22 protein-coding genes and 1 pseudogene are annotated in these 24,117 nt (G+C 61.2%); 13 read left to right on the top strand and 10 right to left on the bottom strand.

Annotated elements, in window-relative coordinates; genetic code table 11:
- Positions 1 to 43: 43 nt before the first annotated feature.
- The 7 genes from ACQKP4_RS19660 to ACQKP4_RS19630 all read right to left on the bottom strand — a co-directional run bounded on the left by ACQKP4_RS19660 (position 44) and on the right by ACQKP4_RS19630 (position 8,576).
- Entirely contained in the window at positions 44 to 610 is a 567-nt protein-coding gene (locus tag ACQKP4_RS19660; RefSeq protein ID WP_427635296.1) for an N-acetyltransferase family protein, read from the bottom strand.
- 138 nt (positions 611 to 748) lie between these two features.
- Entirely contained in the window at positions 749 to 1,519 is a 771-nt protein-coding gene (locus tag ACQKP4_RS19655) for an electron transfer flavoprotein subunit beta (protein ID WP_427635295.1), read from the bottom strand.
- 15 nt (positions 1,520 to 1,534) lie between these two features.
- The gene (locus ACQKP4_RS19650; RefSeq protein WP_427635294.1) at positions 1,535 to 2,755 is read right to left on the bottom strand and encodes an electron transfer flavoprotein subunit alpha/FixB family protein; all 1,221 of its coding nucleotides are present in this window, start codon (positions 2,753 to 2,755) and stop codon (positions 1,535 to 1,537) included.
- A complete protein-coding gene (gene dgcB / locus ACQKP4_RS19645) occupies positions 2,755 to 4,704 on the bottom strand; it encodes a dimethylglycine demethylation protein DgcB (RefSeq protein WP_427635293.1) in 1,950 nt (649 codons plus the stop codon). Before dgcB ends, ACQKP4_RS19650 begins: the two co-directional genes overlap by 1 nt.
- A gap of 209 nt (positions 4,705 to 4,913) precedes the next feature.
- Complete coding sequence (gene dgcA, locus ACQKP4_RS19640; protein ID WP_427635292.1) at positions 4,914 to 6,974, bottom strand: dimethylglycine demethylation protein DgcA; 2,061 nt, start codon at positions 6,972 to 6,974, stop codon at positions 4,914 to 4,916.
- A 15-nt stretch (positions 6,975 to 6,989) separates the two neighbouring features.
- Positions 6,990 to 7,520 (bottom strand): DUF5943 domain-containing protein, encoded by a 531-nt coding sequence (locus ACQKP4_RS19635; RefSeq protein ID WP_016977793.1) that lies wholly within the window; start codon positions 7,518 to 7,520, stop codon positions 6,990 to 6,992.
- A gap of 78 nt (positions 7,521 to 7,598) precedes the next feature.
- Positions 7,599 to 8,576, bottom strand: a complete 978-nt coding sequence (locus ACQKP4_RS19630; protein WP_427635291.1) for a dipeptidase — start codon at positions 8,574 to 8,576, stop codon at positions 7,599 to 7,601.
- A 234-nt stretch (positions 8,577 to 8,810) separates the two neighbouring features.
- On the opposite strand from ACQKP4_RS19630, the gene ACQKP4_RS19625 reads away from it, so the two are divergent.
- The 4 genes and pseudogenes from ACQKP4_RS19625 to ACQKP4_RS19610 all read left to right on the top strand — a co-directional run bounded on the left by ACQKP4_RS19625 (position 8,811) and on the right by ACQKP4_RS19610 (position 10,471).
- Entirely contained in the window at positions 8,811 to 9,212 is a 402-nt protein-coding gene (locus ACQKP4_RS19625) for a lysozyme inhibitor LprI family protein (RefSeq protein WP_427635290.1), read from the top strand.
- Between the two features lie 211 nt (positions 9,213 to 9,423).
- A pseudogene (locus tag ACQKP4_RS19620) lies at positions 9,424 to 9,677 on the top strand (type II toxin-antitoxin system RelE family toxin).
- Complete coding sequence (locus ACQKP4_RS19615; RefSeq protein WP_427635289.1) at positions 9,661 to 9,984, top strand: helix-turn-helix domain-containing protein; 324 nt, start codon at positions 9,661 to 9,663, stop codon at positions 9,982 to 9,984. The pseudogene ACQKP4_RS19620 and the gene ACQKP4_RS19615 overlap by 17 nt, the downstream one beginning before the upstream one ends.
- Before the next feature lie 70 nt (positions 9,985 to 10,054).
- Positions 10,055 to 10,471, top strand: a complete 417-nt coding sequence (locus tag ACQKP4_RS19610; RefSeq protein ID WP_427635288.1) for a DUF3010 family protein — start codon at positions 10,055 to 10,057, stop codon at positions 10,469 to 10,471.
- A gap of 132 nt (positions 10,472 to 10,603) precedes the next feature.
- Here the strand turns inward: ACQKP4_RS19610 and ACQKP4_RS19605 are convergent, their stop codons facing one another.
- On the bottom strand, positions 10,604 to 11,548 hold the full coding sequence (locus ACQKP4_RS19605) for a GlxA family transcriptional regulator (RefSeq protein ID WP_427635287.1): 945 nt from the start codon (positions 11,546 to 11,548) through the stop codon (positions 10,604 to 10,606).
- A 208-nt stretch (positions 11,549 to 11,756) separates the two neighbouring features.
- Between ACQKP4_RS19605 and choX the strand changes: the two genes are divergently transcribed.
- From choX to ACQKP4_RS19575, 6 genes are all read left to right on the top strand, one after another.
- Complete coding sequence (gene choX, locus ACQKP4_RS19600; protein WP_427635286.1) at positions 11,757 to 12,701, top strand: choline ABC transporter substrate-binding protein; 945 nt, start codon at positions 11,757 to 11,759, stop codon at positions 12,699 to 12,701.
- A gap of 75 nt (positions 12,702 to 12,776) precedes the next feature.
- Entirely contained in the window at positions 12,777 to 13,664 is an 888-nt protein-coding gene (locus ACQKP4_RS19595) for a 3-keto-5-aminohexanoate cleavage protein (RefSeq protein ID WP_427635285.1), read from the top strand.
- 140 nt (positions 13,665 to 13,804) lie between these two features.
- Positions 13,805 to 14,770 carry an L-carnitine dehydrogenase gene (locus tag ACQKP4_RS19590; protein ID WP_427635284.1) on the top strand — a complete coding sequence of 322 codons (966 nt, stop codon included), beginning with the start codon at positions 13,805 to 13,807 and terminating at the stop codon, positions 14,768 to 14,770.
- Between the two features lie 124 nt (positions 14,771 to 14,894).
- Complete coding sequence (locus ACQKP4_RS19585; RefSeq protein ID WP_427635283.1) at positions 14,895 to 15,371, top strand: thioesterase family protein; 477 nt, start codon at positions 14,895 to 14,897, stop codon at positions 15,369 to 15,371.
- 13 nt (positions 15,372 to 15,384) lie between these two features.
- The gene (locus tag ACQKP4_RS19580; RefSeq protein WP_427635282.1) at positions 15,385 to 16,548 is read left to right on the top strand and encodes a gamma-butyrobetaine dioxygenase; all 1,164 of its coding nucleotides are present in this window, start codon (positions 15,385 to 15,387) and stop codon (positions 16,546 to 16,548) included.
- Between the two features lie 388 nt (positions 16,549 to 16,936).
- A complete protein-coding gene (locus tag ACQKP4_RS19575) occupies positions 16,937 to 17,200 on the top strand; it encodes a hypothetical protein (RefSeq protein ID WP_427635281.1) in 264 nt (87 codons plus the stop codon).
- Positions 17,201 to 17,302: 102 nt separating this feature from the next.
- Here the strand turns inward: ACQKP4_RS19575 and ACQKP4_RS19570 are convergent, their stop codons facing one another.
- Both ACQKP4_RS19570 and ACQKP4_RS19565 read right to left on the bottom strand, forming a co-directional pair.
- The gene (locus tag ACQKP4_RS19570) at positions 17,303 to 18,406 is read right to left on the bottom strand and encodes a GlxA family transcriptional regulator (RefSeq protein WP_427635280.1); all 1,104 of its coding nucleotides are present in this window, start codon (positions 18,404 to 18,406) and stop codon (positions 17,303 to 17,305) included.
- Between the two features lie 662 nt (positions 18,407 to 19,068).
- Positions 19,069 to 20,445, bottom strand: a complete 1,377-nt coding sequence (locus ACQKP4_RS19565) for an L-serine ammonia-lyase (RefSeq protein ID WP_427635279.1) — start codon at positions 20,443 to 20,445, stop codon at positions 19,069 to 19,071.
- Positions 20,446 to 20,880: 435 nt separating this feature from the next.
- Between ACQKP4_RS19565 and ACQKP4_RS19560 the strand changes: the two genes are divergently transcribed.
- From ACQKP4_RS19560 to choV, 3 genes are all read left to right on the top strand, one after another.
- Positions 20,881 to 21,831 carry a choline ABC transporter substrate-binding protein gene (locus tag ACQKP4_RS19560; RefSeq protein WP_427635278.1) on the top strand — a complete coding sequence of 317 codons (951 nt, stop codon included), beginning with the start codon at positions 20,881 to 20,883 and terminating at the stop codon, positions 21,829 to 21,831.
- Positions 21,832 to 21,907: 76 nt separating this feature from the next.
- The gene (gene choW / locus ACQKP4_RS19555) at positions 21,908 to 22,753 is read left to right on the top strand and encodes a choline ABC transporter permease subunit (protein ID WP_123404334.1); all 846 of its coding nucleotides are present in this window, start codon (positions 21,908 to 21,910) and stop codon (positions 22,751 to 22,753) included.
- Positions 22,750 to 23,928 carry a choline ABC transporter ATP-binding protein gene (choV, locus tag ACQKP4_RS19550; protein ID WP_427635277.1) on the top strand — a complete coding sequence of 393 codons (1,179 nt, stop codon included), beginning with the start codon at positions 22,750 to 22,752 and terminating at the stop codon, positions 23,926 to 23,928. The genes choW and choV overlap by 4 nt, the downstream gene beginning before the upstream one ends.
- Positions 23,929 to 24,117: the final 189 nt, after the last annotated feature.

Genomic DNA, 24,117 nt, shown 5'->3' with positions numbered 1-24,117 from the left:
CCATCGCCGCCACCGCCGGCCGCTCACAGTGAAATGTAGCTCACTAGGGCCATTGCATCAGGTAGGCCTCACCCGTCACCCGAATCATCGGATGCGGCGTGATCTGGCAGCTGCCGACGATCCGAAAGCCATGACGCTGGTAAAACCGGCAGGCACCGGTATTTTCGGCGTAATCGATCAGGCTCAACCCCTTGAGGCCAAGTTGGCGAACACGTTCGTGTGCGTGGTCAAGGAAGTGTTTGCCCAGGCCCTGATTGCGCCAGCCTTCATGCAGCGCCAGGCTTGAGATGTAGAGCGTGTCGGGGATTTCCATGTCGGCGTAGGGCGCCAGCACCGGGTCGGTCGTGGGCACAGCCGTCGGATCGTGACGCATGACGTAGCTGTGCATCATGCCGATGACCTTGCCGTCTGCTTCGGCGATCAAACAGTTCTGGTAGGAAAAATCGACGTCATCGCGGGCATAACGGGCAGCGCCCACGTCCAGTAACGCCTGACCGGGCTCCGCCAGTTGGCTCCAGATGTAATCCGCCGCGCCCTCTGAAGAAATCTGGAACAGGCGGGCAATTTCCCGCGCATCCTCGCGCAGGGCCGAACGAAACTTTACGGTCATGATTTTTCCTTGTGGAGGTGAGCTTGATCAGGACGGCGATTCTGCGAAAGCGACGGGGCAATCGACATCGCGCTGGCTGAATTTACGCTTTCGCGAGCAAGCCCGCTCCCACATTTTCAGGTTTGCGTTGATCGTCTGTCAGCGGACCACGCCCTCTTCGATCAGCAACTTGAGAATCGCCTCGGCACCGGCTTGTGCCGTCACGCCTTTGAGCACTTGCCCGCCGCCGCCACTGGCCTTGGCGGTCGCGGCTTTCATCCGGTCGGCGCCGCTTTTGGCCTTGATCACTTTCAAGCGCTTGGGCCGAGGCTTGGCCGGTTGCAGGCTGGCGACGGCCAACAACTCATCGTCGATCACCTCGACTTCATCCGCCTGCAACACGCCGCGCCGCGCCGGGCCGTAGGCGCTTTGCCGGGGTTTAGGCGCGGCGTTATCCACCGTCGCCAGAAACGGCAGCCGTACTTTCAAACGACGGCGTTGACCACGGGGCAAGGCTTGCAGCACCAGGGCCGAGTTGCCGTCCATGGATTCGACCTGAGCCAGCCCCACCACCAGCGGCCAGCCGAGGCTTTCGGCCAGCAGAAACGGCAGCATGCCCGAGCCTTCGCCCGTCTCCGCCTGGCTGCCGGTCAACACGACCTGCGCTCCGGCGTCGCGCAAATAGGCGGTCAATGCCGGCAACGCATCGGCGCCGGCAGGCTGCTCCAGCACGTGCAACTGTTCCAGGCCCATGCCCAAATAAGCGCGCAACGCCGGTTCTGCAACGTCACCGGCATGCAGCACTTGCAAGTTATCCCCAGCCAGTTGCAGGCCCAGTTCCACGGCTCGCGCATCCTGCTCCGCGCGACGGGGCCGGCCGGAGGTCGGGTGGGCGCCGATGGACACCAGGCTGATGATTTTCGTGCTCATAACCCTTTCCTTTCCTTAAGCCGCATCGCGCTTGGCTTCGTTGCGGTAAGCCGCTACCGCCGCGATCAAGGCTTGAAGAATCTCGGCGCTCTCGCCGATCACCGACAGGTCGGCCCGTTTGATCATGTCGCAGCCAGGGTCGAGGTTGATCGCCACCACCTTGTCGCAAGCACCGATGCCTTGCAGGTGCTGGATCGCCCCGGAAATCCCCACCGCCACGTACACCCGCGCGGTGACCCAGGTGCCGGACGCGCCGACCTGACGATCGCGCGCCATGTAGCCGTCGTCCACCGCCACTCGCGAGGCGCCTTCGGTCGCGCCGAGGGCTTCGGCGGTCTTGTGGAAAAGTCCCCAATCCTTGACCCCGTTGCCGCCGGAGAAGATGAATTCGGCTTCGGCCATCGGGATCGCCGCCGGGTCCACCGCCACCGCGCCCAGATCTTCGATCCGCGACAAGCTGCGCACCACGGCTGTGGATAACTCCACGGGCAAGGCTTCATGCCGGGTTTCGCTGACCGGTTCGGCGCACTCGACGGCCGCCAGAATCAGCCGGGCAACCGGCCGTGCAAGGTCTTGCAACCCAGCGCCGGCGCGGCCGATGCATTCCTGATCCTTGACCTGCCAGACCCGCGTGGCCGGGCGTTCACCCAGTGCGGCGGCGAAGCGTCGACCGAGTTCGCCACCGCCGCTGCGGCTGTCCGGCAGCAACCAGTGACGCGGGTTGAACTGGTTATCCACAGCCCGCAGGCCCTGCACTCTTTGCTCCGGTGCATAACCGCTGAATTGATCGCCTTCCAGTACCAGCAAGCGATCGACGCCAGCGGTGGCGAAGGCGTTTTCTTTGTGTTCGCCGAAGACCACGGCCAGCACCGCGCCATCCTTGCCGGCCAGTTGATGCGCCAGGCCCAGCAAGTCGCGGTCGTGGCTGCTCAAGCGGCCACCGACCATGTCCGGCACCACGCTGATGTAAAACGCCGGCGCGGGCACTTGATGCAACGGCAGTTGCACTTCAACGGCGGCCGAGCGTTTGCTCGCCCCGCCCTGTTGCGCGCCACTGCGGTCGATTCGCTTGATGCCGTTGGGGCCGATAAACCCGATGCCGTGCAAGTTCTTGCGGATGACGCCGTTCGGCCCCATCCAGCTGTGTTGCGCCGGTTGCATCGCCGCGTGCAGCGGGTGCAAGCGGTTACGGGCAATCCATTCGGCGCGGGGGTCGCGGCGGATAATATCGCTCATCAGTGGGCCTCCGCCGGTTCACGTTGGGCCGGTGTCGTCGGTTTGCTCGGGGCTGCGTCTTCGAGCAACGCGTCGGCCACCAGTTCGGCAATGTCTTTGATCAAGGGACGCGGCTCGACCACGCCTTCGAGCATCGCCGTGCATTGCGGGCAACCCACGGCCACCAGTTCGGCACCGGTTTCGCGGATGTCGTCCATGCGCATGTCGGGAATGCGTTGCTTGCCCGGAATGTCGGTGATCGGCGCGCCGCCGCCGCCGCCGCAACAGCGCGAGCGGAAACCGGAACGTTGCATTTCCTTCACTTCGATTCCGAGCGCGCGCAGCACTTCGCGCGGCGCCTCATATTCGCCGTTGTAGCGACCGAGGTAGCACGGGTCGTGATAGGTCACGCTGCTGCCTTTGTGTTGGCCGAGGTTCAGCGCGCCAGCGCCGATGATTTCCGCCATGTAGGTGCTGTGGTGCTGCACGAGGTAGTTGCCGTCGAAGGCACCGTACTCGTTTTTCAGCACATGAAAACTGTGCGGGTCGCAGGTGACGATGCGGTTGAAGCTGTATTTGGCCAGGGTCTGGATGTTGCGTTTGGCCAGCAACTGGAACGTTGCTTCGTCGCCCAGGCGTCGGGCCACGTCACCGCTGTCGCGCTCTTCCAGGCCGAGCACCGCGAAGTCGACCTTGGCTGCTTTCAGCACTTTGACGAAGGCGCGCAGGGTGCGTTGGTTACGCATGTCGAAGGCGCCGTCGCCGACCCAGAACAGCATGTCGACCGACTTCTTCTCGCTGAGCAGGCTCAGGTTCAAGTCCGCCGCCCAGTTCATCCGCCCGCCAGGAGCGAAGCCGCCCGGGTTGTCGGTGGCGATCAGGTTTTCCAGGACTTCGGCGCCCTTGTTCGGCGTCGCGCCTTTTTCCAGGGTCAGATGGCGGCGCATGTCGACGATGGCATCGACGTGCTCGATCATCATCGGGCATTCCTCGACGCAGGCACGGCAGGTGGTGCAGGACCAGAGTGTTTCGGCGTCCACCAGACCGTTGACGATGGGTTGATGCGGATTGCCGGCGTGTTCACCGATGGCTTTTCCCGGATACGGGCTCCCGGCGAACTTGGCGTCGGTGCCGCCGGCGAGGCCGACGACCATGTCTTGAATCAGTTTCTTCGGGTTCAGCGGCTGGCCGGCGGCGAAGGCCGGGCACGCGGCTTCGCACTTGCCGCACTGCACGCAGGCGTCGAAACCGAGCAGTTGGTTCCAGGTGAAATCCTTGGGTTTTTCCACGCCCAGCGGCGCGTCTTTATCGCTGAGGTCCAGCGGTTTCAAACCGGTTGAACGGCCGCCATTGAAGCGCTCGGCGCGACGGTGCCAGGCCAGGTGCAGCGCACCGGCGAAGGCGTGCTTCATCGGCCCGCCCCAGGTCATGCCGAAGAACAATTCGCTGACGCCCCAGAGCACGCCAACCCCGAGGACCGCCGCCACCAGCCAGCCGCCGAAGTGTTCCGGGAGGATGCCGGCGACCGGCAGGGTCAACAGGAAAAACGACGCCGAGAATGCCAGCAAGCTTTTCGGCAAGCGCATCCACGGGCCTTTGGACAAACGGGGTGGCGGGTTGCGCCGACGCAGGTAGACAAAGATCGCACCGACGAACATCACCGCCGAGGCAATCAACAGGGCCACCCCGAGGATGCGGTTATGCAGGCCGAAGCCGTGCACCAGAATCGCCAGCACGATCGACGCCACCGCACCACCGGCCGTGGCCACGTGGGTGTTGGCGATGTATTTGTCCCGTGCGACGACGTGGTGCAGGTCGACCATGTAGCGCTTGGGCATGGCCAGCAGACCACCGATCAGGTCGACTTTCGAAGCCCGGCCCCGGCGCCACATAGCCACCCGCCGCAACGCGCCAAGGACAGCAAGGCCCAAGGCAGCGAACAGCAGGATTGGAAGAAGGGTGTTCAACATGTGGAGCTCCCAAAGACCTCGGGGTTCATGTGCATGCCGATGAAGGCCTGGCACCTACCTGTGGCGAGGGGGCATGCCCCCGTCCGGCTGCGAAGCAGTCGTAAACCGGCCAACGCGTTTGTCCTGACAGACCGCATTGGTTGGTTTTAGGGCCGCTTCGCAGCCCAACGGGGGCATGCCCCCTCACCACAGGGATGGTGGTGATGCGCTTAGAAATCCTTGCACAACCGCAACGCGTCGTAGATCGCCGCGTGGGTGTTGCGCTGGGCCACGCAGTCGCCGATGCGGAACAGCAAATAGCCGTCACCCGCCTGGCTCAACGATGGCTGCGGCTTGATCGCGAACAGGGCGTCGATGTCCATCTGGCCCTTGTTGCGCGACGCGTCCTTCAGCGCGTAATAGATTTCTTCGTCCGGACGCACGCCGTTTTCGACGACGACCTGGTCCACCACCCGCTCCTCTTTGGCGCCGGTGTATTCGTTCTCCAGCACCGCCACCAACTTGTCGCCTTCGCGGTAGACCTTCTCCAGCATCATGTCGCCGGTCATGATCACTTCTTTCGGGTACATGCTGCGGTAATAGGTCGGGAACGACGTACCGCCAATCGCCACGCCGGGCTTGATGTCATCGGTGACGATCTCGACCTGGCTGCCCTTGTCGGCGAGGAAGTCCGCCGTCGACATCCCGGTGAATTCGCAAATGGTGTCGTAGACCAGCACGTTCTTGCCCGGCGCAACCTTGCCGTCAAGGATGTCCCAGCTGCTGACCACCAGACCTTCCGCCGCGCCCCAGTGCTCGTTCTGCTCCAGGAACGGATGGCCGCCGACCGCGAGCACTACCACGTCCGGACGCAGGTCGAGAATGGTCGCCGCATCGGCCGCCACGCCCAAGCGCAGGTCGACTTTCAGACGCGCCAGTTCAAGCTGGAACCAGCGCGTGATGCCAGCGATCTGGTCCCGTTGCGGCGCTTTCGATGCGGTGGTGATCTGCCCGCCGATGAATTCTTTTTTCTCGAACAGGGTCACGTCGTGGCCACGCTCGGCCGAGACGCGAGCCGCTTCCATCCCCGCAGGGCCGGCACCGACCACCACGACTTTGCGCTTCACCCCGGTCGACTTCTCGATGATGTGCGGCACGCCCATGTATTCACGGGAGGTCGCGGCGTTCTGGATGCACAGCACGTCCAGGCCCTGGTACTGACGGTCGATGCAATAGTTGGCGCCGACGCATTGTTTGATCTGGTCGACCTGGCCCATTTTGATCTTGGCGATCAGGTGCGGGTCGGCGATGTGAGCGCGGGTCATGCCGACCATGTCGACGTAGCCACCTTCCAGAATCCGCGTGGCCTGGTTCGGGTCCTTGATGTTCTGCGCGTGCAGAATCGGCGCCTTGACCACTTCTTTGATACCGGCGGCCAAATGCAGGAACGGCTCCGGTGGATAACTCATGTTCGGAATCACGTTGGCCAGGGTGTTGTGGGTGTCGCAACCGGAACCGACCACGCCGATGAAGTCGATCATGCCGGTGTCGTCGTAATACTTGGCGATCTGCTTCATGTCTTCGTGGGACAGGCCGTCCGGGTGGAATTCATCACCGCACAGACGAATGCCGACGCAGAAATCCGGGCCGACTTCAGCGCGCACGGCTTTCAACACTTCCAGGCCGAAACGCATGCGGTTTTCGAAGCTGCCGCCCCATTCGTCGGTGCGTTTGTTGACCCGAGGGCTCCAGAACTGGTCGATCATGTGCTGGTGCACCGCCGACAACTCGACGCCGTCCAGGCCACCGGCCTTGGCGCGGCCGGCTGCGGTGGCGTAGTTGCCGATCACCCGCCAGATTTCTTCCGGTTCGATGGTTTTGCAGGTCGCGCGGTGCACCGGTTCACGGATGCCCGACGGCGACAGCAGGGTCGGCCAATGTTCGCCGTCCCAACGGGAGCGACGGCCCATGTGGGTAATCTGGATCATGATCTTGGCGCCATGCTTGTGCATGGCATCGGCCAGGTTCTGGAAGTGCGGAATGATCCGGTCGTCGGCCAGGTTGACCGATTTCCACCAGCCTTGCGGGCTGTCGATGGCCACGCTGGAGGAACCGCCGCAAATCGCCAGGCCGATCCCGCCCTTGGCTTTCTCTTCGTAATACTTGACGTACCGGTCGGTGGTCATGCCGCCGTCGGTCGCGTAGACCTCGGCGTGCGCGGTGCTGAGCACGCGGTTACGGATGGTCAGTTTGCCGATCTGGATCGGCTGGAACATTGCTTCGAAAGCCATGGCGGGGTCCTCGACTTACAACGGCTTGACGGTGAACAAACCGTCGTCGTGGCCTTCTTCGGAGCCACCGTAGACTTGTTCGGCAACGGTGCGAATCTGGCTGCCGCGAGCCTGCAGAATCTGGTCCATGGCCCCGGCAAACCAGCCAGTGAACATGTAGTCGACCTTGCGCCCGACCTTGCCGTACACGTAGACGAACGCCGAGTGTTCGAGCTTGACGCTGGCGGTGCCTTTGTCGAGGTCGATGTCCTGGATCTTGAACAGGCCCCAGCCGCGTTGCGACAGGCGTTTCATGTAGTGCTCGAACACCGCGACGCCTTCCAGGCCGTGGCATTCGGCTTCTTTTTCACACCAGTGCCAGGCGGATTTGTAGCCGGCCTTGTAGAGGATTTCGGCGTAGGCGTCGGCGCCCAGCACTTCCTCGATCCCAATGTGGTTATTGACGAAGAAATGGCGCGGCACGTACAGCATCGGCAGGGCGTCGGAGGTCCAGACACCGGTTTCGCTGTCGACTTCGATTGGCAATTGCGGGGCGATCTTGGCCATGGAAACTTAACTCCAGAAAAATTGGGGTGTTACCCCCGGCGCGGACGGCCGGGGGAAAGGATTCAGAAATGCGGTGGCTTATTCGCCCCAGACGTCTTTCAAGACGTTGACCCAGTTCTCGCCCATGATCTTGCGCACGACGCGCTCGGAATGGCCGCGCTTGAGCAGCGTTTCGGTCAGGTTCGGGAACTCGCCGACGGTGCGGATGCCCAGCGGGTTGATGATCTTGCCGAAGCTGGTCAGACGGCGGGCGTAGCCCTTGTCGTGGGTCAGCATTTCGAAGAAATCCTGGCCGTGCCCCTGGGTGAAGTCGGTGCCGATGCCGATGGCGTCTTCGCCAACGAGGTTCATGGTGTATTCGATGGCTTCGGCGTAATCGTCGATGGTCGAATCGATGCCTTTGGCCAGGAACGGCGCGAACATGGTCACGCCGACGAAACCGCCGTGGTCGGCAATGAACTTCAGCTCTTCATCGGACTTGTTGCGCGGGTGCTCTTTGAGGCCCGACGGCAGGCAGTGGGAATAGCAGACGGGTTTTTTCGATTCGAGGATGACTTCTTCGGAAGTCTTGGAGCCGACGTGGGACAGGTCGCACATGATGCCGACGCGGTTCATCTCGGCAACGATTTCGCGCCCGAAGCCCGACAGGCCGCCATCACGCTCGTAGCAACCGGTGCCGACGAGGTTCTGGGTGTTGTAGCACATCTGCACCACACCGACGCCGAGCTGCTTAAAGATCTCGACGTAGCCGAGCTGGTCTTCAAACGCGTGGGCGTTCTGGAAACCGAAGATGATCCCGGTCTTGCCCTGCTCCTTGGCTTTACGGATGTCGGCGGTGGTTTTCACCGGGATCACCAGGTCGCTGTTCTCGCGGATCAGCTTCTGGCTCGCGGCGATGTTGTTGATAGTGGCCTGGAAGCCTTCCCACACCGACACGGTGCAGTTGGCCGCGGTCAGACCGCCCTTGCGCATGTCTTCGAACAGCTCACGGTTCCACTTGGCGATAATCAGCCCGTCGATAACGATGCTGTCGGCGTGCAATTCGGCTGGGCTCATCAGGCAGTCCCCTATTAGCGATTCATGCGCCGAATCGTGTGCCGGCGCTTTGGGGCCAGCATATGCCTGAGCACCGGTGCAGCCGGGTGCAAAAACGACAGGGGGTTTGCCGAAAGCGTCAATCCGCGACAAAGGGTCGCCGCCGGGCATCATCGCCCACCTGTTCAAGGGCCCGCGCATGGGCGAGAATTCGCGGCATTACTGAATAAGCACAAAAAATGGGGCGGCGGCGCAATGAAATCGATCTTCCTGGCTTTGGCACTGATAGCGACCGGCGTACAGGCGGCTGAAGAATCCGACAACAACCCTTGCGATGCGGTCGAAAACGACGTCCAGACCCTGGAATGCTCGGCCTACAGCCGAACCACCGCCGAAGACCTGCTCAAAGACAACTACCAGGGCTTGGCCGAGCGCATGCAAACGGCGTACGGCAAGAACCCGACGCAACTGGCCGACATCACCGCCAAACTCAAGGCTGCCCAACAACAATGGCTGAAGACCCGCGACGCCGATTGCGCGGTTGAGGCATTCCCGGCGACCAGCGGCAGCAAGGCGTTCACCATCGCGCAGAACGACTGCGTGGCGCGGATGAGTGACGAGCGGTCGGAGTTTCTGGAGTCGATTGGACAGGAATAATCCCCCAGCGTCCGTAGAAAGCGGGTATCGCCACCCGCTCTGATCCTTCACCAAGACGTTTCCCACACATCTCCAGGACCGAGCCTACGACCTTCCTGCTGCGCGGCTTGGAGCGCCTTCATCGAGCAACATGCTGACAAGTTTCACGGGTAGGCGACCTGAAAAATATAAGTAAAGATTAGAAAATCTTATAAAAGACTTATATCCTCCCATGAACAGCATTCACTGGACTCGAAAAGCCGTTAAGCAGCTCCTGAAATTGCACTCCGCTCATCAGATCCAGGTTCGTGATGCAATCACGGCGCCAGGCGCATGCCTGAGGCAGGCAACGTCAAAGTACTGGTTGGCCATGACTATGCCTATCGACTTCGAGTCGGTCATTACCGAGTCATGTTCGACTGGGATGGCGCGATCAAAGTAGTCAGTATTCAAGAGGTAAAAAAACGCGATGAACGCACCTACTGAAATTCAAATTATCAACGACGCCGAGGGCAACCCGGCATTTGTGGTCATTCCATACGCACAGTACGTAGCGCAAAAGATTGAGCCCGAGCTGATTCCCCATGAAGTGGTCAGTCGTATCGTCGATGGTGCAACACCCATTCGTGCCTGGCGCGAGCATCTGAACCTGACTCAGGACGAAGTCGCCAAACGCATGGGCATTTCCCAGCCGGCCTTTGCCCAGCAGGAAACCGTGGCGAAACCCCGCAAAGCCACCCGCGAGAAAATTGCCGCTGCATTTGGAATCAACGCCGATCAGCTCGAGCTGTAAAAATCTGCTTTGACCTCGACCCGAGGTGCGCGACCATCGCCTCCAATTCAACGTATCCCAAGGCCTGAACATGAAAATCTGCGGCATCGAAATCAAAGGCAGCGAAGCGATCATCGCCGTGGCCGCCCTCGACGGTCAGGTTCTGAGCCATGTCGCCCTGGCCACCAAAAAAATCGCCCTCGACGATGACGACGAGGCCGCCAACGTCAAAATCTTCGCCGCTCAGGTTGCATCGTTTGTTCGCGAGAATTCCATCGACCGGATCGCGATCAAGAAGCGCAGTAAAAAGGGTGAGTTCGCTGGCGGGCCGACCACGTTCAAGATCGAGGGTGTTTTCCAGTTGCTGGATAGCTGCGAGGTGACTTTGTTGTCGCCGCAGACGATCAATGCGCAGAACAAGAAGTTTGGTTTTGAGCTGCCGGGGACGCTGAACAAGTATCAGCATGAAGCTTACAAAGCGGCTTGCTCGGCGTTGATGAAGAAGTAAAAGCAGATCAAATGTGGGAGCGGGCTTGCTCCGGGCGGCGTTCCGACGAATGCGGTGTGTCAGTCACTTCAAATTTCGCTGCCCCACCGCATTCGCGAGCAAGCCCGCTCCCACAGTGGTTTTGTGTCCGGCTCAGGCCTTGGCGGTACGCCGATCCTCGCGCGGACACCGCGCAAACCGCGCCCGATAACTGCGGGTGAAATACGACGGCGATTCGAACCCGCACGCGATGCTCACTTCCAGCACGCTCATGTCGGTCTGGCGCAGCAACTGCCGCGCCTTTTCCAGTCGTAACCGCAGGTAGAAATTGCTCGGCGTGTCGTTCAGGTGCAGGCGAAACAGGCGCTCCAGTTGCCGCCGCGTGACCTTGATCGACTCCGCCAACGCCAGCGTGCTCAGCGGCGGTTCGCTGTGCTGCTCCATCTCGCCAATCACCTGCACCAGTTTCTTGTTGCTGAGGCCATAGCGCGTGGCGACTTCCATGCGCTGGTGGTCTTTGCGCGGACGGATGCGCCCGAGCACGAATTGTTCGCTGACCTGGATCGCCAGTTCCGCGCCGTGGGCCTGGCCGATGAGGTCGAGCATCAGGTCGATGGAGGCGGTGCCGCCCGCCGACGTAATGCGCCGACGGTCGATCTCGAACAGCTCCTGGGTGACGCTGAGCTGTGGATAGGATTCCTTGAACGCGTCGATGGCTTCCCAGTGCAGGGTCAGGCGATGGCCGTCGAGCAGGCCGGCTTCGGCGAGGATGAAGCTGCCGGTGTCGATGGCCCCGAGGGTCACGCCTTCGTTGTCGAGCCGACGCAACCAGTGTTGCAGCGCGGGCGTGGCGAATTTCAGCGGCTCGAAACCGGCGACCACCAACAGCGTCGCGCCTTTTTTCAGCGGTTCCAGCGCCGCATCGGCGTTGAGCGACATGCCGTTGCTGGCCAGCACCGCGCCGCCATCCGCGCTCAAGACGTGCCAGCGATACAGCTCGCCGCGAAAGCGATTGGCGACCCGCAGCGGCTCGATGGCCGAGATAAAACCGATGGCCGAAAAACCCGGCATCAACAAGAAGTAGAAATCCTGGGACATGGAGCGCACTCGACTGGCAGGTCACGAGAGGGCGGGTAGCGTGTGGACGTTGATACGCCAGTTGTCGTCGGCATTCAAGGGCGCAGGTCGCTGCAGTGCAAGAGCTGGTCGCCGCAGTGCGCTTTCACCGGGGCTATGCTGCGTAACTTGGTCATCACCGGCGCACAGACGCCGGAACCCACAATAACGTCTGCCGAGGAACCCCGACATGAAACGACTGATCAGCAGCTGTGTGCTTGCACTCAGCAGTACCGCTTTCTTGAGCGCCAGCGTCATGGCGGCCGACGCCGCTTCGTGCCAGAACGTGCGCATGGGCGTGGTGAACTGGACCGACGTGATCGCCACCAGCGCCATGGCCCAGGTCCTGCTCGATGGCCTCGGCTACAACACCAAACAAACCAGCGCCTCCCAGCAAATCATCTTTGCCGGCATCCGCGACCAGCGCCTGGACCTGTTCCTCGGTTACTGGAACCCGCTGATGACCCAGACCATCACCCCGTTCGTCGATGCCAACCAGGTCAAAGTGCTCCAGGCACCGAGCCTCAAAGACGCGCGCGCCACCCTTGCCGTCCCGACTTACCTCGCCGACAAGGGCCTGAAAACCTTCGCCGACATCGCCAAGTTCGAGAAAGAACTGGGCGGCAAGATCTACGGCATCGAGCCCGGTTCGGGCGCCAACACGCAGATCAAGGCCATGATCGCCAAGAACCAGTTCGGCCTCGGCAAGTTCCAACTGGTCGAGTCCAGCGAGGCCGGCATGCTCGCCGCCGTGGATCGCGCCGTGCGTCGCAACGAGGCGGTGGTGTTCTTCGGCTGGGCGCCGCACCCGATGAACGTCAACGTGAAAATGACCTACCTCACCGGCAGCGACGACGCGCTCGGCCCGAACGAGGGCATGGCCACGGTCTGGACCGTCACCGCGCCGAAATACGCCGAGCAATGCCCGAACATCGGCCGCTTGCTGAGCAACCTGACGTACACCGCCGAGGACGAGAGCCGGATGATGCAGCCGCTGCTGGATCACAAGGACGCGTTCGAATCGGCCAAGCAATGGCTCAAGGATCACCCGCAAGACAAGCAACGCTGGCTCGAAGGCGTGACTACCTTCGATGGCAAACCGGCGGCCGAGAACCTGCAACTGAGCAGTAAATAAACCCTGATTGAACCGCCGCATCGCAGCCCCACCGGGCTGCGAACGGAATCCTCTCGCCTGCAAGGAACCCGCCTCATGAACCACGACGTCATCATCACCTGCGCACTCACCGGTGCTGGCGACACGACCGCCAAGAGCCCGCACGTGCCGGTCACCCCGAAACAAATCGCCGCTGCCGCCGTGGAAGCCGCCAAGGCTGGCGCCACTGTCGTTCACTGCCATGTGCGCAATCCCGAAACCGGCAAGTTCAGCCGTGACGTGGCGCTGTACCGCGAAGTGATGGAGCGCATCCGCGAGGCTGACGTCGACATCATCGTCAACCTCACCGCCGGCATGGGCGGCGACCTGGAAATCGGCGCGGGCGAAAACCCGATGGAATTCGGCCCGAACACCGACCTGGTCGGCCCGCTGACCCGCCTCGCGCACGTGGAAGCATTGCTGCCGGAAATCTGCACCCTCGATTGCGGCACCCTGAACTTCGGCGACGGCGACACCATTTACGTCTCCACCCCGGCGCAGCTGCGCGCTGGCGCCAAACGCATTCAAGAGCTGGGCGTAAAAGCCGAGCTGGAAATTTTCGACACCGGTCACCTGTGGTTCGCCAAACAGCTGATCAAGGAAGGCCTGCTCGACGACCCGCTGTTCCAGTTGTGCCTGGGCATCCCGTGGGGCGCGCCGGCTGACACCACCACCATGAAAGCCATGGTCGACAACCTGCCCGCCAATGCGGTGTGGGCAGGCTTCGGCATTGGCCGCATGCAAATGCCGATGGCGGCGCAAGCGGTGCTGCTGGGCGGCAATGTGCGGGTCGGCCTGGAAGACAACATCTGGCTGGACAAAGGCGTCCTGGCCACCAACGGCCAACTGGTCGAACGCGCCTCGGAAATCCTCAGCCGCCTCGGCGCCCGGGTTCTGACGCCGGCGGAAGGCCGGGTAAAAATGGGCCTGACCCAGCGCGGTTGAGCAAAACCTACACCTTCCCTGTGGGAGCGGGCTTGCTCGCGAAGAGGCCGTCACATCCGACATCACCGTCGGCGGACAGTCCGCATTCGCGAGCAAGCCCGCTGCCACAGGGGACCACCGAATACTTTTAGGACCTTGCCATGAGCTTTATCACCGAAATCAAAACCTTCGCAGCGCTGGGCAGCGGTGTCATCGGCAGCGGCTGGGTCTCCCGAGCCCTCGCCCACGGCCTGGATGTGGTGGCCTGGGACCCGGCGCCCGGTGCCGAAGCCGCGCTGCGCAAACGTGTCGCCAATGCCTGGGGCGCCCTGGAGAAACAAGGCCTTGCACCCGGTGCTTCACAGGAGCGCCTGCGCTTTGTCGCGACGATTGAAGAATGCGTTCGCGAGGCCGATTTCATTCAGGAAAGCGCGCCTGAGCGCCTCGATCTGAAACTGGAACTGCACAGCAAAATCAGCGCGGCGGCCAAGCCCGATGCCTTGATCGGTTCCAGTACCTCGGGGCTGTTGCCGAGCGAGTTTTACGAAGGTTCGACGCACCCGGAACGCTGCGTGGTCGGCCACCCGTTCAACCCGGTCTACTTGCTGCCGTTGGTAGAAGTGGTCGGCGGTAAAAACACCGCACCTGAAGCGATTCAAGCGGCGATGAAAGTCTACGAATCCTTGGGCATGCGGCCGCTGCATGTGCGCAAGGAAGTGCCGGGGTTCATCGCCGACCGTCTACTTGAAGCGCTGTGGCGCGAGGCGCTGCACCTGGTCAACGATGGCGTTGCGACGACGGGCGAAATCGACGACGCGATTCGCTTCGGCGCGGGCCTGCGCTGGTCGTTCATGGGCACGTTTTTGACGTATACCCTGGCCGGTGGTGATGCGGGGATGCGCCACTTCATGGCACAGTTCGGCCCGGCATTGCAGTTGCCGTGGACGTATTTGCCGGCACCGGAACTGACCGACAAGTTGATTGACGATGTGGTCGACGGCACCAGCGACCAGCTGGGCAAACACAGTATTTCGGCGCTGGAACGCTATCGTGATGATTGCTTGCTGGCGGTGCTGGAGGCGGTGAGAGCCACCAAAGAAAAGCATGGGATGGCGTTTAGCGAATAAGCCATCAGCAGGTCTGGCCCCTTCGCGAGCAAGCCCGCTCCCACAAGGACTGCGCAAATCCTGTGGGCGCGGGCTTGCTCGCGAAGGCGGCAGCCCAGTCACCACACAACCCGGATCAGCCATCATGCCCACCCTGACCACCTACCAAACCAGAATCATCCCCGACTGGGTCGACTACAACGGCCACTTGCGCGACGCCTTCTATCTGCTGATCTTCAGCTATGCCACCGACGCGCTGATGGATCGCCTCGGCATGGACAGCAACCACCGCGAAGCCAGCGGTCAGTCGCTGTTCACCCTGGAACTGCACCTCAATTACCTGCACGAAGTAAAACTCGACGCCGACGTCGAAGTGCACACGCAAATCATTGCTCACGACAGCAAACGCCTGCACCTCTATCACAGCCTGCACCTGGTCGGTGATGAGAAAGCATTGGCCGGCAACGAACAAATGCTGCTGCATGTCGACCTCGCCGGGCCGCGCTCGGCGCCGTTCGGCGAAGCCACCTTGAGCAAACTGCAAGCGATCGTCGCCGAACAAATCGACCTGCCCGCCCCCGAATACATTGGCCGAGTGATTGCGTTACCGCCCAAAAAATAACAAGGAGATCGCCATGCACACCGCCGCCGCTTTCGCCGACTTCCGCACCTATCCGTTGATCAGCGCATTAACCGCCGTGCACCCCTTGGCGGACCAGGTTCAAGTGACGTGGGCCGACGGTCGCCTCAGCCCTTTTCATCATCAATGGTTGCGTGACAACTGCCCGTGCCCGCAGTGCGTCTACACCGTGACCCGCGAACAGGTGCTGGAAATCGTCGATGTCGCAGAAAACCTTGCGCCTGAAAATGCCAGCATCGATGCCGAAGGCTGTTTGCGCGTCGATTGGCAGGACGGCCACCTCAGCCGCTTCGATCCGGGCTGGTTGCGGGCGCACGCTTATGACGATCAATCCCGCGCCGAGCGCCGTGCCGGCAAGCCCAAAGCCAGGCTCTGGCACGGTGATTTGCAAGTGCCGGTGTTCGATTATCAAACGTTGATGAACGACAACGACGCCTTGCTGCAGTGGCTGCTGGCGGTGCGCGATATCGGCCTGACGCAGGTGCGCGGCGTGCCCACCGAACCGGGCTCGCTGAAGCTGATTGCGCAGCGGATTTCCTTCATCCGCGAAAGCAACTTCGGCGTGTTGTTCAACGTGCAATCCAAGGCCGATGCCGACAGCAATGCCTACACCGCTTTCAACCTGCCGTTGCACAGCGATTTGCCGACCCGGGAGTTGCAACCGGGGCTGCAGTTTCTGCATTGCCTGGTGAATGACGCCGACGGCGGCGAGAGTATTTTTGTCGACGGGTTTGCCATCGCTGACGCGCTGCGCCGAGAAGATCTCGAGGCGTTCAAAGCCCTGTGTGAAATTCCTGTGGAGTTTCGCAACAAGGACCGCCACAGCGATTACCGCTGCCTCGCGCCGATCATTGCGCTGGATGCATTTGGGCAAGTCTCGGAAATCCGTATGGCTAACTTTCTGCGCGGACCGTTCGATGCCTCGACGGAAGACATGCCCAAGCTGTACCGGGCTTATCGGCGGTTTATTGCGATGACGCGCGAGGCGCGGTTTCGGGTGATGACGCGGCTGAATCCGGGGGAGCTGTGGTGCTTCGATAATCGCCGCACGCTGCATGCGCGCAATGCGTTTGATCCGGCCAGCGGTGCCCGGCATTTCCAGGGCTGTTATGTGGATCGGGATGAGTTGTTGTCGCGGATTTTGGTGTTGCAGCGTTAGACCGCGTTATCGTTCTTCGCGAGCAAGCCCGCGCCCACGGTTGACCGAGTTCTTGCAGAGGAATGCGCTCAACTGTGGGAGCGGGCTTGCTCGCGAAGGCGTCAGCCCAGACACCACGGCTTTCCCTGATTCACAGGCAAAAAAAACCCCGATCAAGCCGTGACTGGATCGGAGCTGAAGAGGGTACTGTTGAGGAGCCGTTGCGCGAGGGTGACCAAACCATCGTGTTGCCAGCTGCGGCCAGTGTGCCCACTCCGCCAATTCGCAAGTTAGCCGAAAACGACCTGTTCATAGGTATTGCGGCCATTGCGACAAATCGCCCTTGCCGCCACTGCGCGCCCCTACCAGAATCGAGCCACGACACCGTTCCCTGAAGAAGGATTGCGTCATGATGTACGCCGATTTGATAGACCAGGAAGACCTGTTGGGCCAACTGAAATCGCTGGGTTTTCAAGTACCGAGCGGCGCCACAGCCGAGCAGGCTTGCGAGTGTGCGGTGCGCGGCTTGAACGATGAACGGGCGTCGACACTGCGGACCATGGTCAAACAGATGTACACCAGCAGCGCGACGATTTTGCCGGCGGTGCGCCAGGCGATCGACAAGCAATTGCTGCCGGCGCTGGCGGTGTATCAGCAAACCCGTAGCGCCTGAACCGTGGCGAGGGGGCTTGCCCCCGTTCGGCTGCGAAGCAGTCGCAAAGTCTTTGGGGCCGCTTCGCGACCCAACGGGGGCAAGCCCCCTCGCCACAAAGTCCTACAACCTTACGCTGGCGAACGTCGACTCGTTCCGCGCCTGACTCAACGCCGACAACGGCCCGGATAACGGCGACAGCACCAGCGCTTGCGGCAGCGGCATCATGGCGACCTGTTGCGTGGTGTTGGAACCCACACGCTCGTCACGCGGCGGAATGCCGAAGTATTCGCGGTAGCACTTGGAGAAGTGCGGCGTGGAAACGAAGCCACACACCGACGCCACTTCGATGATCGACATCGGCGTTTGCTTGAGCAGCTGCCGGGCACGGATCAAACGCAGTTTCAGGTAGTAACGCGACGGCGAACAATGCAGGTATTTCTGGAACAGCCGCTCGAGCTGACGACGGGAAACGGCGACATACACCGCCAGTTCGTCAAGATCGATGGGCTCTTCGAGGTTGGCTTCCATCAGCGCGACGATTTCCTGCAACTTCGGCTGGTTGGTGCCAAGCATGTGCTTGAGCGGAACGCGCTGGTGATCCTGTTCATTGCGGATGCGCTCGTAGACGAACATTTCCGAGATCGCGGCGGACAGTTCACGACCATGATCGCGGCTGATCAGGTGCAGCATCATGTCCAGCGGCGCGGTGCCGCCCGAGCTGGTAAAACGGTTACGGTCGAGAGTGAACAGGCGGGTGCTCATGGCCACACGCGGAAACGCTTCCTGCATCGAGGCCAGGCATTCCCAGTGCACGCTGCAATCAAAACCGTCCAGCAGGCCGGCGCACGCCAGGGCCCAACTGCCGGTGCAGACCGCGCCGAGACGACGGGACTGACGCGCCTGGCTTTGCAGCCACGACACATGTTCGCGGGTCACGGTGCGCTGAATGCCGATACCGCCGCAGACAATGATCGTGTCCAGGGCCGGGGCTTTGTGCATGGAGGCGTCGGGGGTGATCTGCAGACCGTCACTGGCCCAGACTTGACCGCCGTCGACGGTGAGCGTGGTCCAGCGATACAGTTCGCGACCGGACAATTGGTTGGCCATGCGCAGGGGTTCTACGGCGGAGGCCAGAGAAATCAGCGTGAAATTGTCCAGCAGCAAAAAGCCGATGGATTGAGGCGCACGGTTCTGGGGTTGAGCCCCGGAGTTGAACGTCGTCATCGCGGTATCTCCTCACACAAAGCGGGTGATGGCCTCAGGCGGAGGCTCTTGTTATTGCCATCGTTCTCGCGTGGGAGACGGGCTTTGTAATGACAGAGCAATTGCCATGCCTAAAATTGAATGCGCGTTCAATAACTCCTGAAAACGACGTCGCGACATCTCTATATAAGCCGCGCGGTGAGTGGGGGTTATAAGTGCCATTACCGACGGCAGGCGCTCTGCCCCGTTGGGCGTGAGCAAATCGGTAGCACTTGTGGGAACAGGGGTTGCGAGGTGCCGGGAGAGAGTGTCACCGCAAGCACGGCTGACGGACGGTCAGGGTTGGATGGGATCCAGGTTTCGGGGAAGTCGCTTATCTGTAAGCGACGCGCTAAAAGGTGGCGCGTTTTGGAGCGGGTGTTCACTTGGCGCGCAGTTTTGACTGTTCTGGTGGGGCAAATGAGCTTCGGTGGCTAAGAGGCTAAGGGCAAATGGCTAGGATGCTTTTGTGGCGAGGGGGCTTGCCCCGTTCGGCTGCGCAGCAGTCGTAAAGCTTTCAGGGCCGCTGCGCGACCCAACGGGGGCAAGCCCCCTCGCCACAAAAGCCCTGCTTGCCACGTAAGCCCTCTATCCACAGAAGCCCCCTATCCACGCAAGCCCCTCAGCCACAGGTCATCTGGGTCTCAGCACTCCACCGCACTCACCGCCAACCCGCCGCGCGAGGTTTCTTTATATTTGTCGTGCATGTCGGCGCCGGTATCGCGCATGGTGCGGATCACCCGGTCCAGCGAGATAAAGTGCTGACCGTCACCGCGCAACGCCATCTGCGCCGCGTTGATCGCTTTCACGGCGGCTATCGCATTGCGCTCGATGCACGGCACTTGCACCAGCCCGCCTACCGGATCGCAGGTCAGGCCAAGGTTGTGTTCCAGGCCGATTTCCGCCGCGTTGCACAACTGCTCCGGCGTGGCGCCGAGAATCTCCGCCAACCCCGCCGCCGCCATCGCGCAGGCCGATCCGACTTCGCCCTGGCAACCGACCTCCGCGCCGGAAATCGACGCATTCTTCTTGCACAGAATCCCCACCGCTGCGGCGCTGAGGAAATAGTCGACAACGTTGGCCTCCGTCACCACCTCGCTGAACTTCATAAAGTAGTGCAACACCGCCGGGATGATCCCGGCCGCGCCATTGGTCGGTGCCGTGACCATGCGCCCACCGGCGGCGTTTTCTTCGTTGACCGCCAGGGCGAACAGGTTGACCCACTCCATGGCGCTCAAGGTCGAGCCGATCACGTTGGGTTTGCCCAGTTCCTGCAAGCTGCGGTGCAACCTGGCCGCACGCCGTCGCACATTCAAGCCGCCGGGCAAGATGCCTTCGTGCTTCAAGCCCTGCTCGACGCAATCCTGCATGGCGCGCCAGAGTTTCATCAGGCCGCTGCGGATTTCTTCTTCGCTGCGCCAGACCTTTTCGTTGGCCATCATCAATTGCGCCACGCGCAGGTTGTGCTGCTTGCACAGGCTCAGCAGTTCGACGGCGCTGGAGAAGTCGTAAGGCAATTCGGTGCGGTCCAGATCGACCACGCCGCTGGACGCCTGCGCCTGATCGACGACAAAACCGCCGCCGATGGAATAGTAGGTGTCGCGGTACAGCTCGCCGTCATCGCCTTCGACCATCAGGGTCATGGCGTTGGGGTGGAACGGCAGGTTTTCGTCGATCAGGCGCATGTCGCGAGCCCAAATGAAGGGCACTGACAAGCGACCGTCGAGCAACAGCATGTGGGTTTCGCGCAGGCTTTCGATGCGGATGCCGATTTGCGATGGATCGATTGCGTCCGGCCACTCGCCCATCAGGCCCATGATCACGGCGTTGTCGCTGCCATGACCGATGCCGGTGGCCGACAGCGAACCGTAAAGCTGAACTTCGACGCGCCGCACCTGTTCCAACAAGTGCCGCTCGCGCAGCGATTCCACAAACAGCGCCGCAGCGCGCATGGGCCCCACAGTGTGTGAACTCGAAGGGCCGATGCCGATTTTGAACAGGTCGAAAACGCTGATAGCCATTACTGCCGAACTCCTGGATGTGCCAACTCCGGGCGTAAAAACGCCCAGTGACGGAGCTGCTACGCTCAAGCTGCAATCCGCCGAGATGGCCGCATCATCAGGCTTTTGTCAGGTCGTTCGACGTCTCACACCGACGCACCCATGCCCAGCAACGCCGCAGGCGTTTTGCGCTACGTTTTCGCCGTTTTTTTGCGGTTCAGAGGGGTAAAGGGGGCTGAAAAAAGCTGTAAGCGACGTCACTGACACTGGATGCGACCATCCCTGTACTGGATACGACGCCCCCTGTAGGCGTCTGATTTTCAGTGGTACATGATCGTATCGACTCGATTGCAAGGCGCCGTCGTAGAGCTGTCTCCAAAACGCCATCCAACCGCAACCTATAAGTGCGGTGGTCCAGTCGGAACACTGCCAAAAAAAACACCAAGGAGTCCATCCATGAAAGGTTCCCCGTCGTTGTTGTTGGCCGCCATGCTGAGTCTGCCGTTACTGGCTCAAGCTGCAGAACCCGCTCAGTGCAGCACCGTAAACTTCTCCGATGTCGGCTGGACCGACATCACCGCGACTACCGCGACCACCAGCGTTGTCCTCGACGCGCTCGGCTACAAAACCAAGACCACCATGATTTCCGTGCCCGTGACCTACAAGTCGCTGGCCGATGGCAAGAACATGGACGTGTTCCTCGGTAACTGGATGCCGACCATGGAAAACGACATCAAGGCCTACCGCGATGCGGGGACCGTCGACGTCGTACGCACCAACCTCACCGGCGCCAAGTACACCCTCGCCGTACCGAAAGCGCTGTACGACAAAGGGCTGCATGACTTCGCCGACATCGCCAAATTCAAGAAAGAACTCGACGGCAAGATCTACGGCATCGAGCCGGGCAACGACGGCAACCGCCTGATCCAGAGCATGATCGACAAGAACGCCTTCGGCCTCAAAGACGCCGGCTTCAAAGTCGTCGAGTCCAGCGAAGCGGGGATGCTGTCGCAGGTCGACCGCGCCCAGAAACGCGACACCGCCGTGGTCTTCCTCGGCTGGGCACCGCACCCGATGAACAAGCGTTTCAAGATTGAATACCTGACCGGTGGCGATGAGTTCTTCGGCCCCGACTTCGGTGCCGCCACCGTGGCCACCAACACCCGCAAGGGTTATGTCCAGGAATGCAGCAACGTCGGCACTCTGCTGAAAAACCTGGAATTTACCGTGGACATGGAAAGCGCGCTGATGGGCAACATCCTGGACGACAAGATGAAGCCTGACGCCGCAGCCAAGGCCTGGCTGAAAAAGAATCCACAGGTGCTCGATACCTGGCTCGCTGGCGTGACCACCATTGACGGTAAACCAGGCCTGGAGGCCGTGAAAGCCAAGCTCGCCCAGCCTTAAATCAAGGAGCATCGCTTATGCCGGGCGAGCGTGCTCGCCCGGGCTGTTTATTCCTCGCATGCGGACGTTCACTACCATGCTGATTGATCAGAAAATCCCCCTAGGCCAGTACATCGCGGGCTTCGTTGAATGGTTGACGCAACACGGCGCCAGTACCTTCGACGCAATCGCCGTGACACTGGAAACGATGATCCACGGCGTGACGTTTGCGCTGACCTGGTTCAACCCGCTGGCATTGATCGGCCTCATCGCGCTACTGGCTCACTTCATTCAACGCAAATGGGGGCTGACGGTTTTCGTCATTGCCTCGTTTCTGCTGATCCTCAACCTGGGGTACTGGCAGGAAACCATGGAAACCCTCGCCCAGGTGCTCTTCGCGACCCTGGTCTGCGTGGTCATCGGCGTGCCGTTGGGCATCGTCGCCGCGCACAAACCGATGTTCTACACACTGATGCGTCCGGTGCTCGATCTGATGCAGACCGTGCCGACCTTCGTGTACCTCATTCCGACCCTGACCCTCTTCGGGCTGGGTGTGGTCCCTGGCCTGATTTCGACGGTGGTGTTCGCCATTGCCGCGCCAATCCGCCTGACTTACCTGGGGATCCGTGATGTTCCCGCAGAATTGATGGACGCCGGCAAAGCCTTCGGCTGTTCGCGCCGTCAACTGCTCGCGCGTATCGAGCTGCCTTACGCCATGCCGAGCATCGCGGCCGGCATCACCCAGTGCATCATGCTGTCGTTGTCGATGGTGGTGATCGCGGCACTGGTCGGCGCGGACGGCCTGGGCAAACCTGTGGTCAACGCACTGAACACCGCCGATATCGCCCTCGGCTTCGAAGCCGGCCTGGCAATCGTGCTGCTGGCGATCATGCTCGACCGTATCTGCAAACAACCCGACGCTAAAGTAGGGGGTGACGCATGAGCATTATTCGCTTCGAAGACGTCGACGTAATCTTCTCCAAAGATCCGCGTGAGGCGCTCAAGCTCCTCGACCAAGGCATGACCCGCGATCAGATCCTGAAAAAAACCGGGCAGATCGTCGGCGTTGAAAAAGCCAGCCTGGATGTCGAGAAAGGCGAAATCTGCGTGCTGATGGGCCTGTCCGGCTCGGGCAAATCCAGCTTGCTGCGTTGCATCAACGGCCTCAACACCGTCAGCCGGGGCAAGTTGTTTGTCGAGCACGAAGGCCGGCAGATCGACATTGCCTCCTGCACCCCGGCAGAACTGAAGATGATGCGCACCAAGCGCATCGCGATGGTGTTCCAGAAGTTCGCCCTGATGCCCTGGCTGACGGTGCGCGAGAACATCAGTTTCGGTCTGGAAATGCAGGGTCGCCCGGAGAAGGAACGCCGCAAACTGGTGGACGACAAACTTGAGCTGGTGGGCCTGACCCAATGGCGCAACAAGAAACCCGACGAGCTTTCCGGTGGCATGCAGCAACGCGTGGGCCTGGCCCGTGCGCTGGCGATGGACGCCGACATTCTGCTGATGGACGAACCGTTCTCGGCACTCGACCCGTTGATTCGCCAGGGCCTGCAAGACGAATTGCTGGAACTGCAAAGCAAGCTCAGCAAGACCATTGTGTTCGTCAGCCACGACCTTGATGAAGCGCTGAAACTCGGCAGCCGCATCGCGATCATGAAAGACGGCCGGATCATCCAGTACAGCAAACCTGAAGAAATCGTCCTCAACCCGGCCGACGATTACGTGCGGACCTTCGTCGCGCATACCAATCCGCTGAACGTGTTGTGCGGTCGCAGCCTGATGCGCACGCTGGACAACTGCAAACGCATCAACGGTTCGGTATGCCTCGATCCGGGCGGCGATTCGTGGCTGGACCTGGCCGAAGGCAACACCATCACAGGGGCGCGTCAGAACGGTGCCAGCCTGGACCTGCAGAACTGGGCACCAGGGCAAGCGGTTGAAGGTTTGGGCCGCCGGCCAACACTGGTGGATTCGAACATCGGCATGCGCGATGCGTTGCAGATTCGTTATCAGACCGGCAACAAACTGGTGCTGCATGACAACAACCAAGTGGTCGGGATTCTCGGCGACAGCGAGCTGTACCACGCGTTGCTCGGCAAAAACCTGGGCTAAGGCAACAGACACAAAAACGCCGCGAGAGGATCGCGGCGTTTTTGTTTATGGGATATCGGGTCATGCAGCTTTGCGGCTGATGGCCCCTTCGCGGGCAAGCCCGCTTGTGTCTTGGGCAGGGGATAAACTTTGGGGTGAGAGGGGTGGATGGCAAGCTGTGAGTCCGCGGTGCTTGAAGCACGTGTGGGA

This window comes from Pseudomonas sp. NPDC086278, assembly GCF_050280905.1.
GTDB lineage: Bacteria > Pseudomonadota > Gammaproteobacteria > Pseudomonadales > Pseudomonadaceae > Aquipseudomonas.
This window is presented reverse-complemented; position numbering and strand designations above follow the sequence as displayed.

Coding starts and splice junctions, on each gene's coding strand:
- ACQKP4_RS19660 (WP_427635296.1), bottom strand. CDS start 610: ATGACCGTAAAGTTTCGTTCGGCCCTGCGCGAGGATGCGCGGGAAATT.
- ACQKP4_RS19655 (WP_427635295.1), bottom strand. CDS start 1,519: ATGAGCACGAAAATCATCAGCCTGGTGTCCATCGGCGCCCACCCGACC.
- ACQKP4_RS19650 (WP_427635294.1), bottom strand. CDS start 2,755: ATGAGCGATATTATCCGCCGCGACCCCCGCGCCGAATGGATTGCCCGT.
- dgcB (WP_427635293.1), bottom strand. CDS start 4,704: ATGTTGAACACCCTTCTTCCAATCCTGCTGTTCGCTGCCTTGGGCCTT.
- dgcA (WP_427635292.1), bottom strand. CDS start 6,974: ATGGCTTTCGAAGCAATGTTCCAGCCGATCCAGATCGGCAAACTGACC.
- ACQKP4_RS19635 (WP_016977793.1), bottom strand. CDS start 7,520: ATGGCCAAGATCGCCCCGCAATTGCCAATCGAAGTCGACAGCGAAACC.
- ACQKP4_RS19630 (WP_427635291.1), bottom strand. CDS start 8,576: ATGAGCCCAGCCGAATTGCACGCCGACAGCATCGTTATCGACGGGCTG.
- ACQKP4_RS19625 (WP_427635290.1), top strand. CDS start 8,811: ATGAAATCGATCTTCCTGGCTTTGGCACTGATAGCGACCGGCGTACAG.
- ACQKP4_RS19615 (WP_427635289.1), top strand. CDS start 9,661: ATGAACGCACCTACTGAAATTCAAATTATCAACGACGCCGAGGGCAAC.
- ACQKP4_RS19610 (WP_427635288.1), top strand. CDS start 10,055: ATGAAAATCTGCGGCATCGAAATCAAAGGCAGCGAAGCGATCATCGCC.
- ACQKP4_RS19605 (WP_427635287.1), bottom strand. CDS start 11,548: ATGTCCCAGGATTTCTACTTCTTGTTGATGCCGGGTTTTTCGGCCATC.
- choX (WP_427635286.1), top strand. CDS start 11,757: ATGAAACGACTGATCAGCAGCTGTGTGCTTGCACTCAGCAGTACCGCT.
- ACQKP4_RS19595 (WP_427635285.1), top strand. CDS start 12,777: ATGAACCACGACGTCATCATCACCTGCGCACTCACCGGTGCTGGCGAC.
- ACQKP4_RS19590 (WP_427635284.1), top strand. CDS start 13,805: ATGAGCTTTATCACCGAAATCAAAACCTTCGCAGCGCTGGGCAGCGGT.
- ACQKP4_RS19585 (WP_427635283.1), top strand. CDS start 14,895: ATGCCCACCCTGACCACCTACCAAACCAGAATCATCCCCGACTGGGTC.
- ACQKP4_RS19580 (WP_427635282.1), top strand. CDS start 15,385: ATGCACACCGCCGCCGCTTTCGCCGACTTCCGCACCTATCCGTTGATC.
- ACQKP4_RS19575 (WP_427635281.1), top strand. CDS start 16,937: ATGATGTACGCCGATTTGATAGACCAGGAAGACCTGTTGGGCCAACTG.
- ACQKP4_RS19570 (WP_427635280.1), bottom strand. CDS start 18,406: ATGACGACGTTCAACTCCGGGGCTCAACCCCAGAACCGTGCGCCTCAA.
- ACQKP4_RS19565 (WP_427635279.1), bottom strand. CDS start 20,445: ATGGCTATCAGCGTTTTCGACCTGTTCAAAATCGGCATCGGCCCTTCG.
- ACQKP4_RS19560 (WP_427635278.1), top strand. CDS start 20,881: ATGAAAGGTTCCCCGTCGTTGTTGTTGGCCGCCATGCTGAGTCTGCCG.
- choW (WP_123404334.1), top strand. CDS start 21,908: ATGCTGATTGATCAGAAAATCCCCCTAGGCCAGTACATCGCGGGCTTC.
- choV (WP_427635277.1), top strand. CDS start 22,750: ATGAGCATTATTCGCTTCGAAGACGTCGACGTAATCTTCTCCAAAGAT.